Origin of the sequence: Mycobacterium sp. OAS707 (assembly GCF_014873705.1) — a bacterium.
Taxonomy (GTDB): Bacteria; Actinomycetota; Actinomycetes; order Mycobacteriales; family Mycobacteriaceae; genus Mycobacterium.
This window is the reverse complement of sequence record NZ_JADBDS010000005.1, coordinates 222,792-236,023: the sequence shown is the minus strand read 5'-3', so window position 1 is coordinate 236,023 and position 13,232 is coordinate 222,792. Positions and strand designations below refer to the sequence as shown.

Annotated in this window: 13 protein-coding genes; 5 read left to right on the top strand and 8 right to left on the bottom strand. The window is 64.4% G+C overall.

The annotated features are described in order from the left end of the window. Nucleotides 1-16 precede the first annotated feature (16 nt). Nucleotides 17-1,060: a hypothetical protein gene (locus tag GGC64_RS29675; RefSeq protein WP_192726174.1), complete on the top strand. Its 1,044-nt coding sequence runs from the start codon at nt 17-19 to the stop codon at nt 1,058-1,060. Here GGC64_RS29675 and GGC64_RS29670 read toward each other — a convergent pair. From GGC64_RS29670 to GGC64_RS29655, 4 genes are read right to left on the bottom strand one after another with little or no spacing between them, the layout of a single operon-like run. Continuing rightward, entirely contained in the window at nt 1,057-1,806 is a 750-nt protein-coding gene (locus tag GGC64_RS29670) for a FadR/GntR family transcriptional regulator (protein ID WP_192726173.1), read from the bottom strand. The genes GGC64_RS29675 and GGC64_RS29670 overlap by 4 nt on opposite strands. Nucleotides 1,807-1,845: 39 nt before the next feature. Beyond that, entirely contained in the window at nt 1,846-2,568 is a 723-nt protein-coding gene (locus GGC64_RS29665) for a FadR/GntR family transcriptional regulator (RefSeq protein WP_192726172.1), read from the bottom strand. Nucleotides 2,569-2,590: 22 nt separating this feature from the next. Next, the gene (locus GGC64_RS29660) at nt 2,591-3,409 is read right to left on the bottom strand and encodes a mycofactocin-coupled SDR family oxidoreductase (protein WP_192726171.1); all 819 of its coding nucleotides are present in this window, start codon (nt 3,407-3,409) and stop codon (nt 2,591-2,593) included. Beyond that, nucleotides 3,406-3,939 carry a PaaI family thioesterase gene (locus GGC64_RS29655; protein WP_192726170.1) on the bottom strand — a complete coding sequence of 178 codons (534 nt, stop codon included), beginning with the start codon at nt 3,937-3,939 and terminating at the stop codon, nt 3,406-3,408. Before GGC64_RS29655 ends, GGC64_RS29660 begins: the two co-directional genes overlap by 4 nt. 139 nt (nt 3,940-4,078) lie before the next feature. Here GGC64_RS29655 and GGC64_RS29650 point away from each other — a divergent pair, with 139 nt between their 5' ends. The 3 genes from GGC64_RS29650 to GGC64_RS29640 are packed head-to-tail and all read left to right on the top strand — an operon-like array spanning nt 4,079 to nt 6,888. Continuing rightward, nucleotides 4,079-5,554 (top strand): aldehyde dehydrogenase family protein, encoded by a 1,476-nt coding sequence (locus GGC64_RS29650; protein WP_192726169.1) that lies wholly within the window; start codon nt 4,079-4,081, stop codon nt 5,552-5,554. 7 nt (nt 5,555-5,561) lie between these two features. After that, entirely contained in the window at nt 5,562-6,479 is a 918-nt protein-coding gene (locus GGC64_RS29645; RefSeq protein WP_192726168.1) for an SDR family NAD(P)-dependent oxidoreductase, read from the top strand. Continuing rightward, entirely contained in the window at nt 6,469-6,888 is a 420-nt protein-coding gene (locus GGC64_RS29640; RefSeq protein WP_192726167.1) for an acyl-CoA thioesterase, read from the top strand. The genes GGC64_RS29645 and GGC64_RS29640 overlap by 11 nt, the downstream gene beginning before the upstream one ends. Here GGC64_RS29640 and GGC64_RS29635 read toward each other — a convergent pair. The 4 genes from GGC64_RS29635 to GGC64_RS29620 form a co-directional block, all read right to left on the bottom strand. Then, nucleotides 6,885-7,226, bottom strand: a complete 342-nt coding sequence (locus GGC64_RS29635; RefSeq protein WP_304611136.1) for a nuclear transport factor 2 family protein — start codon at nt 7,224-7,226, stop codon at nt 6,885-6,887. The genes GGC64_RS29640 and GGC64_RS29635 overlap by 4 nt on opposite strands. 134 nt (nt 7,227-7,360) lie before the next feature. Further along, complete coding sequence (locus tag GGC64_RS29630; protein ID WP_192726166.1) at nt 7,361-9,739, bottom strand: CaiB/BaiF CoA-transferase family protein; 2,379 nt, start codon at nt 9,737-9,739, stop codon at nt 7,361-7,363. A gap of 78 nt (nt 9,740-9,817) precedes the next feature. Then, entirely contained in the window at nt 9,818-10,657 is an 840-nt protein-coding gene (locus GGC64_RS29625) for a hypothetical protein (RefSeq protein ID WP_192726165.1), read from the bottom strand. Then, nucleotides 10,654-11,772 carry an amidohydrolase family protein gene (locus tag GGC64_RS29620; protein WP_192726164.1) on the bottom strand — a complete coding sequence of 373 codons (1,119 nt, stop codon included), beginning with the start codon at nt 11,770-11,772 and terminating at the stop codon, nt 10,654-10,656. The genes GGC64_RS29625 and GGC64_RS29620 overlap by 4 nt, the downstream gene beginning before the upstream one ends. A gap of 108 nt (nt 11,773-11,880) precedes the next feature. On the opposite strand from GGC64_RS29620, the gene GGC64_RS29615 reads away from it, so the two are divergent. After that, complete coding sequence (locus GGC64_RS29615) at nt 11,881-13,173, top strand: acyl-CoA dehydrogenase family protein (protein WP_192726163.1); 1,293 nt, start codon at nt 11,881-11,883, stop codon at nt 13,171-13,173. Nucleotides 13,174-13,232: the final 59 nt, after the last annotated feature.

Below are 13,232 nucleotides of genomic sequence, written 5' to 3'. Positions count from 1 at the left end.
ACGACAGGAGACACAAATGTTGACAACGCATGCGAGGCAAGCCTTCTCAAACTCGGTTGAGCTGTCGCCGACCGGCAGCTTCAACTGCGCCGCGCTGGCCTCCGGCAGGCGATTCGACGCAGTCGAGCTGTTGTCCGACGAGCCGATGCTCGGGTTACAGCGTGAAGCGGGCTACATTTGGGGCACGCTGCGCGACGAGGACGGCGAACTGTATTCCGTGATGCGCCGTATTGCGCCCCCGGGGGCCGCACAGGGAGCCGGGCAATCGCTGGCGGGCAAGTTGCTTGTGGTGTCCACGGGAACGCCCGCGGGCCAACTTCAGCTGCGGCGCGAGCCACGCGGCGCCGTCGACAGCACCGACATCGAGCGTCGGCCGCACAACGACAATGCCGTGCGCTTCGCCTCGGGAGCCGACGCGCCGGGCAGGCCGATGCAGATGCTCCTGTCCGACGACGATTTCTCCTACGTTGAGGAGGACGTCATCGACGTAACGGGCCGGCTGGCGGTGCCGCCGCTGCAGTGGTATCTGCCGGGTCCGAAGTCGTCGCTGCTCTATATCAGCCATACCTGGCTGGTGGACGGCGAATTGCTCGGCAAGCAGGCCCGCGGCTTTCTATTTTGGGAGGAGGCGTGGATGCCGCCGGGCGGCCAGCTCTACGTTGCCAAGGATCCCTTGCACGACGCGGAGTACTTGACCTGGTATTCGTGGGCGGACCTGTGGCCGGACGGCCAGTGCGAGGTCGGGCACTTTCTGTTTGGCCAGAAGGATTTCCACGTCGGGGTCATCGCAGACAACACCGGCAATGTCACATCCGCGCGCACGATGGATGCCGTGATCAGCCGCGCCGACGACGGTTACTGGCACGACGGCATCAACTACACGATCGATGGCATCGATTGGGTCTGTGAACCCGATCCCCAAGGCAGGATGCAGGGGCTCGGCAAGATGCCCAACCCGCAGCAAGAGGGTCGAATCCATCGGGTCGATGACACGCGGGTGCCAGATGTCTGGATGGCATGGGGCGAGACGGTTCCCGCGGCTGGTAACCGCAGGCGTTAGCTCAACACCTCCACCAACGAAGCGTCGGACCTACCGACCATGAACTTCTCGACCGCTTCGAGGTGACGTCGCCACTGTTGTTGCGCTGCAGCGCCTTCACCGTTTTTCAGCAGCTTGACGAGCTTGCGGTAGGCGCTCTGCGCCTTCTTGTTGGCTGCGCGTTCATAGCCCGGTGGATGAGACGCGATGAACTGAGCGTTGTGTGTCTCGAGAATGTCGAAGAGCATGCGGCCGAGAACGGCAAGCGTTGTGCTGCCCCCATTCTCGACGACGCCGACGTGGAACCGCAGGCTGTAATCGGCGAACGCCGCCTCGTCGTCGATGATGGCGTCGCCCTCGCGCACCAGGTCCTCAAGGGCGCGCAATGGCGCCTTGGCGCGGGCGCCCGCGATCATTCCAACCGCCGACACCTCGAGTTCTGTCCGCGCACGATAGACGTCACTCAGCGGAGTTCCCTGGTATTGCAGAAGCGTTCCCGCATACCGCGCCGCCATGGAGCCATCGGGTTCAAGCACCCGGGCGCCGCCTCTCGGTCCGCGAACCACGGTGATGATCGACTCGGCCTCCAGAATCCGGAACGCTTCACGCAGCGTTGGGCGCGACACTCCGAACTCCGTCATCAGGATGGTCTCGCTCGGAAGCATCCGCCCTGGGGCCAGATCTCCGGTGACGATGCGGCGGCGCAGGTCAGCGGCGATGAGCGCGCTGGCCTTGGGCACCGTCACCACTGACGATTTACCGGTCATATCGATAGATGATATAACTCAACCTAGCGATCTGAGGGATTAGCGGAGGATGTCGACTAGGTTCTCCGCACCGCCGCCAACCTGCGCGGCGGTTTCACGGATGTGCTTCCGCCACAAAGTCTCTGCTGCCGCGAAGTCACCGCGCTCGATCAGGTCGACGACGCGGCGATGCGTGCGGGCTCCCGCGGCTAGGGCCGGGCCGTGAACGGCGGGCCTGGTGACCGACATGTACCGGCTCGTCGCAGCGTCGATGACGACGCGCACCATCTCACACAGCACCCGCAGCGTGGCATTGCCCGCGCACTCGATCAACAGGCGGTGAAAGTCGTTCTCCAGAGCCAAAAGCCGCTGCGGATCGCCGACTGCCTCCGCCTCGGCCGCAACGGCGGCCCTCAACCGTTGAAGCTGATCGACGGTGTGCGACCGCGCGAGCATCGCGACGCAGGGCCCTTCCAGCGCCGCTGCGGCCGCGAAGAGATCGGCCGTAGTGGCTCGCCGATACTCGAGCACCGTGGCCGCGTAACCGGCAGCGGTCTCCACCTTGGGCACGCTGACATGGACTCCTCCACGCGGACCGCGGCGCACCGAAACCAATGACTCCGACTCCAGGATCCTGATGGCCTGCCGCAGGGTCGGTTTGGATACTCCGAGATCGGCGAGCAACTCGCTCTCCGGCGGCAGTGAGTCCCCCTCCTCGAGTTCGCCGAGGATGATCCGCCTGCGCAGTGCGGTCGCAACGACATCGGCGGCCTTCAGGCTCATCGATACACAGTAGCGAGTGAAATCAGATCTTCGTGGCACCCATGTCCAGAGTCAACTGCGTCCCGGTGACGGTGCGTGACAGGTCGGACGCCAGCCACACCACGGCGTCGGAGATGTCCTCGGGGGCCGCGAGAGGAATCTGCGGCATGGCGCTGCCGAACGACATGACGTACGCCGGATGCTCGGTCAGCATGGTCGCCGTCATCGGATCCTCGGCCATCGCCGTGGCCACACCCCACGGGTGGATGGAGTTCACCCGGATCCCGTACTCGCCGAGTTCGATTGCCGCGCTCTTGGTCAGACCCACCACGCCGTGCTTGGCGGCGCTGTAGTGCGCCTGACCCGGCAGCGATTTGATGCCTGCGACCGAGCTGACAGTGACGATCGAGCCACCGTTGCCCGCTGAGAGCATGTGCGGCACAGCGGCTTTCATCGTCCGCCAGACGCCGGTGAGGTTGATGTCGATCAGCGTTTCCCACTGCTCGTCGGGCATCTCCCAGAACCGCCCCCAGTTGCAGATGCCCGCGTTGGCCACCACGACGTCGAGCCGGCCACCGAGTTCAGCGACCCCTGTGCCGAGCACCTCGCCCAGCGCCTCTCCGTCGCGGACATCGACGACCCGGTAGATGATGGGCGCGTCTTCGGCTTCGACCAGTCGCACGGTCTCCTTCAGGTCGGCCTCCGTCGGTGCCGGATAGGTGTTGGCATTCGCAGCCGGGCCCGCGATGTCGATTGCGATGATCGAGGCGCCCTCGCGCGCTAGCCGCACGGCGTGGCTTCGACCCTGGCCGCGTGCGGCACCGGTCACGAACGCCACGCGGTCAGATAGCAGAGACGTCATCGTGCTTCTCCGTTCAGACTCTTCAGCCATTTCTCGTGACGTGCGAAATGATCTGCAGGGCGGCGCACCATGATCGCTTCTGCGGCCGCGACGACGACATCCGTGCCTGCCAACACGATTTCCGCATGGACGAACACGCGTCGGCCCTCTCGGCCCGCCTCCCAGGCGCGGCCGATCAGTGGCCGCTCGATTGGCACCGGCTTGACGAATTTCACCTGGAGGGTCCCGGTCACCACGAACTCTCCCTGCAGCAGCAGCGCGTGACCGACCATCTCGTCGAGGATTCCGGCCGTCCAGCCACCGTGCGCGACGTTCGGCCCGCCCTCGTTGTCACGCGGGCACTCGATCTCGCTGACGACGACCCCGTCGGCGCCGAGTGTTTCGCGGCGCATACCCAAGCGACATCGGGAGAGGCGTTGGCAAGAACCGCACAACACCACGCCGGTGAAAGATTGGACGGCGCGCAGGCCGTCGTCAGGGCCGTCGTGGTGGATCCGACCCAGTGTCTCGACTGGCGCTTCCTCACGCATGGCATGACCTTACACCGTAAGGTGAACCACCCTCAGCAGACAGCGGTTGTGCTGTATCCCACGCCACGTTACAGTGTAAAGGAGTTAGATGTTTCAACGGGACAGCTCCTCTATGCCTGTATCTGAAGGAAGGTCACCAATGGCGCGGACCGAATACGAGGGTCGCCTTTTCATCGACGGAGAGTTCCGCGAGGCGCGCTCGTCTCGCCGCTATGACGTCATCAACCCCGCCGACGAGTCGGTGGTCGCCAGTGCCGCCGACGCGGGCCCGGAAGACGTTCACGACGCGGTGACGGCCGCACGCCGGGTCGCTGACGAGACGTCGTGGGGCACCGATCACAAGTTCCGGCGGCACTGCCTCGAGCAGCTTCAAGCGGCGTTGCGCAATGAGGCCGAGGAATTCCAGAGACTCGTCACCGCAGAGGCGGGTGTCGCCAGCTCGGTCATCGTGACCCACGTCGACAGGATGATCGACGGGATGGACTTTTGGAACGACCTGACCACGTCGTTCATGTGGGAAGAAGATCTGGGGCCCTACGAGCTGCTCGGCATGCAGAGCGACCGGCGGGTCCGGTACGAGCCGTACGGCGTCGTCGGTGCCGTCACCCCATGGAACGCTCCGTTCATGACCGCCATCTGGAAAGTCACGCACTCGATGGCCACCGGCAACACCGTGGTGCTCAAGAGCGCTCCGGACACCCCGCTGACGGCGGCCAAGATGGCTCAGGTCATCGGCGAATCGACCGATATCCCAGCCGGCGTCGTGAACATGATCAGCTCGGAAGACAAAGCGATCGCAGGCGACGCGCTGACCGGTGATCCGCGGGTCGACATGTTCCACTTCACAGGTTCACCCGGCGTCGGTCAGCGGATCATGGAGCGCGCCGCGAATGGGATCCGCCACGTCGTACTGGAACTCGGCGGGAAATCGGCGAACGTGTTGCTTCCGGATGCCGATCTGGACATGGCGGCCGCGCTCGGGGTCGGGATGTGTATGTCGAGTAGCGGCCAGGGCTGCGCGCTCCCCACCCGGATGATCGTGCACGCGGATATCTACGACGAGGTGCTGCAGCGTCTCGAGGCGATGGTGAGCAACCTACCGTGGGGCGACCCGACCGACCCGACCAACGTGGTGGGACCGATCATCCGCGGCGAGCAGTTGGAGCGCATCGTCGGGCTGGTGGATCGCGCCAAGGACGCCGGCGCCCGGGTGCTGTGCGGCGGCAAGCGTGCTGATCGCGGGGGCAAGGGATTCTGGTATGAGCCAACCGTTCTCGCCGACGTCGACGAAAACGCCGAGATCGCCCAGTCAGAGGTTTTCGGGCCGGTGCTGAGCGTGATCCGGTACGACGGCGACGACGATGAGGCCGTCCGCGTCGCGAACAACACCCGCTACGGGTTGTCGGCGTACGTCCAATCCCGCGACGAGGAACGTGCGTGGCGAGTGGCGAATCGGCTGAGAGCGGGCACGGTGAACATCAACAACTCGTTCTACCTGTCTCCCGACGCGCCGTTCGGTGGCTGGGGTATCAGCGGCGTAGGTAGCGAGCACGGCCTTGCGGGTTTCCGCGATTACCTGCGGATCAAGACCGTTGCCAGCCCGGCAAAGGTGTGACGACCGGATGAGCGAAATAACTTCTAGCCCAAGGCCATTACGGCTAGCCGACAAGGTGGTGGTGATCACCGGGTCAGGCTCCGGGCTGGGACGTGAAGGCGCGCTGCTGTTCTCGGCCGAAGGCGCGACCATCGTCACCAGCGACAAGGTTCCGGGTCGGGCGCAGGCAGTCGCCAAGGAGGTCGAGGCTGCGGGCGGGACGGCCAGCGCGATTGACGCCGATGTGCGCGTCGAAGCGGACATGAAGCGGTTGGTCGAAGCCGCGATCGACGCTTACGGGCGGATCGATGTGATGTGGGCCAATGCTGGTGTTCCAGAGCCCGGATTCGGCATGGACTCGTTCGCCGACTCCGAACTCGACGACTGGCACGACATCATCGCGGTCAACCTGACCGGGATCTACCTCGCGTGGAAGCACGCTGCGAAATGGATGATCGCCAATGGCGGGGGCACGCTGCTGGCCACCACTTCGGCGGCAGCGTTCAACGCGTATCCGGGATTTCCGATGTACACGGCGTCCAAGGCCGGCGCCAACGGTCTGGTGCGGGCCGCCGCTCTCGAGCTTGGGAAGTATGGGATCCGGGCCAATGGTTTGGCGCCCACACATGGGATGTCGGTCAACTTCGCACTACCACCCGAAGCCGATGTGCTGGGCAAGTCGTATGAGGAGATGACGCCGTGGGAGCCCGAACAACGGGCAATGCCGCTTCGCCTCGACCGGCCGCCGGTCATCCGCGACAATGCGAACCTCGCGTTGTTCCTGGCGTCCGATGAGTCGGCATACATGTCGGGACAGGTGATTCAGTCCGCGGACGGCGGAAACTTCGCCCGTACATCCATCATCTTCCCCACCGACCTCGGCCAGAGCGACGACATCACGTCTGGAGCCATTCCCGAAGAGCTGCGCGGTCAGCTTGGCCGCTAGCCGAACCGGGGGCCCGGTCCTACGGCTCATCCCGCGGTGGACCGATCTCGATCCCGTCGGTCACGTCAACAACAGCGTCTATCTGGTCTACGCGGAGGAAGCTCGAGCGGTCTTCTTGCGCGATGTGCTTCCTGACGCATGGAACTCGGTTGTGGTGGTCCACAACGCCGTTGACTATCACCATCCGGTCGAGGAACTGGATCTCGTCGAGGTGTCGTCGGTGGTGGACAGTGTCGGCACCACATCACTGACGACGGTGAGCGTCATCGCGACCGCCCAGGGAAAGTGCTCGACGGTGAAAACCGTTCAAGTCGTCATGAACAACGACCGTTCCGGGACCCGGCCGTGGACGGACTCCGAACGTGCAACGCTGAATAAGCTGATCGCCGAGGCGGACCCGGCGGTCTAGGCCCAGTCAGTCAGCCCGTCGAGCGGTATCACTCTGCCGCTCAAGCCCTCCGGGCGCCCCAACGTCCTCGGCAGCAGCGTGCGCCGCGCGAATCGCCACCCCTCTGAAGTGCGCACGCACTCGTCCTCGTAAACACCGAGGAACTGGATCGGACGCGCATCGAGGGTACGACGGGCCCACTCGGTGATCGGAAAGCGTGCCCGCGCGATATCTCCGTCGACCTGCACCAGCCCCTGATGCACGGTCTGAAACACAAACTGCAAAGTCGCGCAGGTGGCCGTGATGGTGGCGGTGACCGCTTCTCGGCCTATGGCCGGTTCCGTTGTCAGAGAATGCAGTTCGCCATCTTCGGCCTACGTCAGGCAGGCTTCGGCGACCTTTCCACGCGAGACGGCGTCAGCGTACGCGGCGGCCAAGTGGGCGATGGCAAGCACGTCGCGCGCCTCGACAAAATCTCTGGGTTCGCGCGGAATCATGATGAAGCGGGGGGGATCACGGCCTCGAGCTCTTCGAGCTTGGCGATGTCCCCGTCGCTATAGCCCAGCTCGGCAAGGATCGTCCTGTTGTGCTGGCCGCGCAGGCACGACGGGGCAACCCGTCCTGGTGTCTCCGAAAAAGTGACGGGCGGTGCAGCCCTGACCATCTCACCGAACACCGGATGTTGATCGACGACGGTCAACCCGGTCTCGCGAAGTATCGGGTCGTACGCTGTGAAGATCGGCTGCCCCTTCATGTTCACCTCGACGCAGCCGACCCCCGCAGCGGTCAGCGCCGATTCCCAGTCGGCCGCAGGACGTTGAATGAATCTGCCGGCGAGCAGTGACTCGAGCTGGGCATCGTCGGCGGCCACCTCGGGCAACTCCAAAGCCTGACGAAGCGCTGCGAACTCGTCGTCGGTACGCACAGACAAGCACACCCAGCCGTCACCGCTCGCGGGGTACACCCGGTCAAGCGGTGCGGTGCCGTAGTATTCGCTGTCGCACAACGGAATCGGCGGCTTGCCTTGATAACTGCAGAAGTCATCGGAATACGCCCAGGCGTTCGTTCCGATCATCGACGTCCGCATGAACTGTCCGACACCGGTCTTTTGTGTCCCGTAGAGGCCGAGCGAGAGCGCGGCAAGTAACACCAGAGCGGCATTGCTGTCGCCATCGACGAGCATGTTCAGTCGCGGTAAGACCACCGCCTGAAGCTCCATCACCGAGAAGCCCTCGCTCTGCGCTGGATCCATCCAGTAACCGACCTGCCTGCCGAAGCTACCCGCCACCGTTTGCGCTGCCTGTGCATAGAGCGCGCGATGAGCATAGGGGCCGTCAGTGCCGTAACCCGCGGCATGCACATAGAAAAGCCGAGGGTTCAGTTCGGACAACTCTTCGTAGCCGAGCCCCAGCTTCTCGGCAACACCGGACCGAAAGCCATTCACGAAGGCGTCGGCATTGGCCACCACCTGCTGCGCAACCGCACGGCCCTCAGCTGTCCGCAGATCGACCGACAGACTCTCCTTGCCCGCGGTGGTTTTGGTGCTGGCCACCTCGGGTCCAAAGGAATTGCGATGCGGATCGCCGTTACCGTCTTCGATCTTGATGACCCGCGCGCCAAGGGAAGCAAGTATCGCGGTCGCGTACGGCATCGCGTAGAAGCAGCCGAACTCGACAACTGTGATGCCGTCGAACGCGTGGTTCGGTGCAGCCGAACCACCTGCGGGGAAGTCGTGGGCTATCAGCGGTCCCGCGTTCTCGTCGAGAGCGGGCGCCGACCGCGTCGGGCCGATCGGTGTCTTGTCGAAGTGTCCGACCGGTCCGACCTGTCGGACGGGACCCAGCGCCGCGTCGTGAACCGTCACCACGTCGCCGTTGTGCACGATTTGCGGATGAGTCAGTCCCTCCTCGCTGGTGACCGCCACTTCGAACGCGACGTTGGGGCTGGCTTCCAATAAAGGCAGCCAATGGTCGAGATCCTTTGCGCGAAAAGCTTCCTGCAACAACTCTTCCCATTCTTGGGCGTCGTCGGCGTTGGCGAACGTGGGCAGCGCTTGGAAGCGAGGATCCTCAAGGCAACTGCCGACGCCCGCCACCTCGCACAGCGCCCTGCCCTGATGGGGAAGCATCGTCGAGGTTTGTACGAAACGGCCATCTCTGGTGACGAGGAGCACCCCGAATCGACTCGCCGCCGTAGCAGCGCGGGCATCGGCGTTCGGCTTCTCACCACGCTTGGCCATCACCTGTACGACAGTGGTCACGAAGTAGTCGATCGGGTCGAGGCCGGCCACCAGCGTGGCACCCAACGTCTGCCCACGGCCCGTCTTTTCGCGCACCATCAGCGCGCCGATGATGCCTGCTACTGACTGCATCCCGGCACCGAAGCTGCCCCACGGCACGGGGAACATGATCGGTCCATCCCGATGCCCGAAAGCGCCGCGCGCCCACAGGCCCACCTTCGCAGCGACCAGCGAATCGTAGGCCTTCAACCCGGCATACGGGCCAGAGGTCCCGAAACCGGTTACCGCACAATGAATTAGCGCCGGGTTCGCAGCGCGGAGGTCGTTCGCACCTATTCCCCATGCCGATGTTCTGCCAGGTGCAAACCCCTCGATGACCACATCGGCATGCGCGGCCAAGTCGCGAACCGTCTGTTGACCATCCGCCGTGTGCAGGTCGGCGACCAGGCTCTCCTTGCCGCGATTCCAGACGAGAAATCCGCTCGGGTTGTGCGTGCGGAGACGGTCACCGTCCGGCGGCTCGACCTTGATCACGCGGGCGCCCGCGTCGGCGAGCACGACTCCGGCGATGGAGGCGGCGATACTTCCAGAGCCGAGTTCGACCACGTTGATGCCAGCGCAGATCGACTCCATACAAGCCTCCTTGGCGTACGCGTGTCCGCGATTAATTTTACACCATAAAGTTATGCGGGTCACACCGCTAGTGGGCGATCAATACATCTGCATACGCACGAACGTCGCGGCGATCAGTTGGTCGCCCCGTCCCGCGTCACGCATTTCAACCCTGCAGCCGACGGAATCACCTTCGGTCGCCGTGTACACCGCCGTCGCGATGAACGGTCCCGCGCGGCCCGGCGCCACGACCGTCATCGCCAGGTGCTCGACCACAAGCTCATCGGTGCCCAGCTCCTCGGCAGCGCACGCCAGCGCGACAGCCTCGCTGACGACGAGCATCGGCCCGTGGTGCAGTCGCTCCTCGCCGACCTCGAGCGGCAGGCGAGGGATCTCCATCGTGCCGTCGTCACGTCGGCGACCGGAATACGCATGCCACAGCGGTGGCAACCCCGACCCGCCGACCTCAGGCGGACCGGGTTGAGGAAAACAGAACCGGTGCGGTGTCCCTCCGAGCACCGCCCAGTTCGCGGTGCCGAATCCGATGTGCCGGTCGGGATGTTCGGCATCGGTGATGCGCGCTTCGGTGAACAGCTGCGAGCGCATTTCGGTGGTGATCCGTCCGGCCAGACGCACGTGACGGATATCGAGCGCGCAGTCGACAATGTCGATATCGATCTGAGTGACGGCGAGGACCCTCATCCCTTCGACGTTGACGGTCGCAGCGTCGAGCATGGCGATCGCGAGCGGCGATGCAAGCACAGCCCCGACGGGCGTACGCAGATCCGACCGCAGGTCGAGCACATTCTGGGCGCTGTTGGAGTCGATGGCCTCGGGCCGTGATCCGAGGTAGGCGTAGCTCATCAGCACACCCCGGGTGGCGGCCCACTCCTCTTGCGGATCGGGCGCCGGCCGATATGCGGCAGCTGTGTCGGTCACCGCGGAACGGAGTTGTCGTCCAATTTCGGCACGTTGAACAATTCCTCGAACGTCCCCCGCAGTACTCGCTCCTTGATTTGCGGATCGACCGAGTCGAACAACTGATGCAGCGTCTCCTGGGTATGGCCGTAAGTGCCCTCCAGGTGTGGGTAATCGTCGCCCCACAACACGTTGTCGTACTGCGTGTCCTCAATGATCTGGACCGCACTGATGTCGTGCTGGAAGGAGGCGTAGACCTGTTGGCGAACGATCTCGCTGGGAAGCCGAGTCAGCCTGGGACGCACGAACATTCCGTGTTGCCGGTACGCCTCGTCCATCCGGTCCCCGATGGCGGGAACCCATCCCGCTCCGCCCTCGGCGATGAGCACCTTGAGGTCCGGATGCCTATCCAAAGCGCCGCCTGCGACGAGATGCGACACCACGCGCATCCCCGGATACGTCGTCTCCATGTAATTCACTACGGCGCCGCCGGGTCCCCGGTAGACGACGTTTTCGCCGCCCGTGCCGATGTGGTAGGCCAGCACCATGTTGTTGGCATCGGCGGCCGACCACAATGGTTCCCAGAGATCCAGACCCCACTCCTTTTCCGCGGGCATCGTGCACGGCAGGAAGATTGCCTGAAAGCCTTGCTCGGCGGCCCATTCCACCTCCGCAGCGGCATCGGCCGGATCTACCAGCGGCACGATGGCCGGAGTGAAAATGCGCTTCTGCCAAGACATCACCTCGTCGCGGGACCACTCGTTCCATGCGCGGGCAGACATGCGGGACAACTCGGCATCCTGGATGTTGACCGTCCAGAACCCGGCGGACGGAAAAGCGAGCTGGCATTGCACACCTTCTCGGTCCAGGTCCTGCAGCCGGATCTCGATGTCCGACGCGCCCGGCGGACGCATCGCGTCCATGAAGTCGTTGAGCTGGCGACTCAGCTGTCGACCGTCGACATATACGATCTCGTACTTCTCGCCGCGCTCAGTACGCGGGGCACGGTCGGCGAAGCGCTTGGGCAGCCGCGACGTCCATAGATCCGCGGGCTCCATGGCGTGCGAATCACCCGAGTGGGCCCAGATTTTCTCTAGCTGATCGGACCCGGGCGATATTTCGGTTACCTGCGTCATGGTCGAAGGCTCCTTTGGTTGCGCGTCACCCACGTGGACTGGTTCGACCTTACACTGTAATGTTGAAGTTGGCCAAGAGCTGACGGAGATCGACCAGGGAGGTCGCAGGTGGCAACCGGCACTGCGGAGACAGGCTCGGGCATTTCGATTCATCGGGAGTTCCAGAATGCGCTGATCCCCGAGACGCTCTCGGCACTGATGCGATCGACGTGGACGTGGGATGACCGCGCGCTGCGGCGCGATCTGAGCTCGCTCCTGGTAGCGGTCGCCGCTGCCCGCGGCGAGATTCCGGACGAGGCGATCGCAACGGTCCTGCATGCGCGCAGCCTGGCTGCGGGCGCGCGCTTTACCGCCGACGTGCTCGGGCCGCACCTCATCGCGGATTCCGGCAGCGCATTGCGCGCCGAATTCCTCGCTGCAGCTAGCGACCCCGCTTCGTTCGACCGGATCGCCAGCCAGGCACACCACCAAGTGCGCAGCCGCGCAACCGATTACCTCGGCGCGATATCGCGAAGCACCTATCCCGACGAGTCGAATTGGCTCATGATGGCGACGTCCGAAACAGCGGGACTCAGCGCGGCGATGCGTGGCTACGGAAAGGCGTTGAGCGAGGCCCCGCTGTTTTCGAACGTCGGCCTCGCCTGGCAATCGCTGCGCGCGCTCGGCGGCGAGGGCACCGCGCTGCGTGAACGTATCGAGAAGGGCGAGCTTCGCGCGACCTTTGCCGCGGCAGAACGATCGGGATCATGGGATCCCGCGCTTGTGCGCACCAAGGCGTGGCCCGACGGCGATGACTGGCGGCTCTCGGGCACAAAACTATTCGTTCCTGACGCGGCGGGCGCTGACGTGATCCTTGTCATCGCGCGCTCGATCGCGGGGCCTTCGCTGTACGCCGTGGATAGCGAAGCTGTTGGGCTGACGATCATCGAAATGGACTCCATCGATGCGACCCGGGCACTGTTCCGCGTGGACTTCGACGACACGCCTACCAGGTTGCTCGGTAAAGAAGGGCACGGCGGCGCTTTGATGCGCGAAACCATCGATCTCGCGATGGTCGCGTTGGCCGGTGAACAGGTCGGCCTCATCGAGCGCGCTGTCGCGGTATTGCTCGATCACACCGACGTCGAAGCACCGACCGATCTCACGCGCACGGTGCTGGATCACGCGACCGCTGTTTCGCTATGGACGCAAGCGCTCAGCGCAGACGCGGAGGTGGGTTCTGCAGCCGTGGCGCACATCGGATGCTCAACAGCGTCGTTGCGGGTGGCGACCCTGGCGGCCGAAATCGCGAGGGAATCCAAGGAGGCTTCCGCGATCCTCCGACGGGCGCTGTCGGCAAGTCTGCTGCTCGGCGGTCCCGCGGTGTTCCACGAGCGATTGCTCGACCGCCTGGGCATATGAGGCCGCCCAACCGCGAACCTGTCATCTAGCATCAAGGCGTCAACTTGAGCGACTGAACG